Source organism: Streptomyces sp. NPDC127092, from assembly GCF_042722475.1.
Classification (GTDB): domain Bacteria; phylum Actinomycetota; class Actinomycetes; order Streptomycetales; family Streptomycetaceae; genus Streptomyces.
The window spans coordinates 1-1,280 of sequence record NZ_JBHXFE010000284.1; the positions used below are offsets into that span (position 1 = coordinate 1).

Annotated in this window: 2 pseudogenes; both read left to right on the forward strand. The window is 62.7% G+C overall.

Going from position 1 to position 1,280, the window contains the following annotated elements:
* Positions 1–135 (forward strand): annotated as a pseudogene (locus tag ACFWJO_RS39705) (IS110 family transposase); the annotation flags it as partial.
* Positions 136–152: 17 nt separating this feature from the next.
* Positions 153–1,022 (forward strand): annotated as a pseudogene (locus ACFWJO_RS39710) (IS3 family transposase); the annotation flags it as partial.
* Between the last annotated feature and the right edge of the window lie 258 nt (positions 1,023–1,280).

The window sequence follows — 1,280 nt, forward strand, 5'->3', positions numbered from 1 at the left end:
GACCGCAAACGAGCCCAGGGCAAAAGCTACAACCAAGCCCTCGTCGCACTCGCACGTCGCCGCTGCGACGTCCTCTTCGCAATGCTCCGCGACGGCACCACCTACCAAGCCCACCCGCGACCCTCAGCTGCTTGACGAACAGCATAGGGGAACCCAAAATGATGTTCCCGCTGGTCCGTGAACTTGCCGCCGACGGTATCGCCGTCGCGGTGACCTGCCGGGTGCTGGGATTCTCCCGGCAAGCGTTCTACAAGTGGAACACCGATCCCGTCTCACAGCGGGATTGGGACGATGCCCATCTGATCAACGCCGCACTCGATATCCACGCCGGCGACCCGGAGTTCGGATACCGGTTCATCGCCGACGAACTACCCACCCACGGCATCGTCGCCGGCGAGAACCGCGTCCACCGGCTGTGTTCGCAGCAGCGGATCTTCTCGGTGTTCACCAAGAAGCGAGGACTTCATCGTCGATCCGGGCCCCCGGTCCATGACGACCTCGTCAGGCGGAAGTTCACCGCCCAGCAGCCCGACCGGTTGTGGTTGACCGACATCACCGAGCACTGGACCGACGAGGGCAAGCTCTACCTCTGCGCGATCAAGGACTGCTTCTCCACCCGGATCGTCGGCTATTCGATCGCCGACCGGATGACCGCGGACCTGGCATGTTCGGCGCTGCGAAATGCCATTGCGCTCCGCCACCCGGACGGCACCGTCGTACATTCCGATCGCGGCAGCCAGTTCCGTTCCGGAATCTTCGTAGAATTGCTGACCTGCAATGGTTTACAAGGATCAATGGGGAAGGTTGGGGCATGTGGTGACAATGCCGCGATGGAATCGTTCTTCGCGTTGCTGCAACGCAACGTCCTCGACCGGCGCCACTGGAGCAGCCGTGAGGAACTACGGTTGGCGATCGTCGAGTGGATTGAGAAGACCTACCACCGGCGTCGCCGGCAACGCGGTCTCGGTCGACTGACACCCGTCGAATATGAGACGCTCCATCAGACCGCACACGCGGCCTGAAACTGCACACCCCGTGTGTCAACCAGGGTGGGGGCAGTCCCTCGAGCCAGATCACTGGCTGGCACCGGTTTCATATCCGCACCTTCACCGATAGGAACGGCGATGATGTCGTCAGTACTGAGTGTCAACGTGTTCACCGCCCCGGGCTCCGTTCCGGGCTTCGGCTCAGGCATCGAGGCTCACCACCATGGCCGGCCGGTCGATGACGTGGTCGTCGTACAGCGGGCGCACCGCCGTCCCGATGGCGAAGAACTCGGT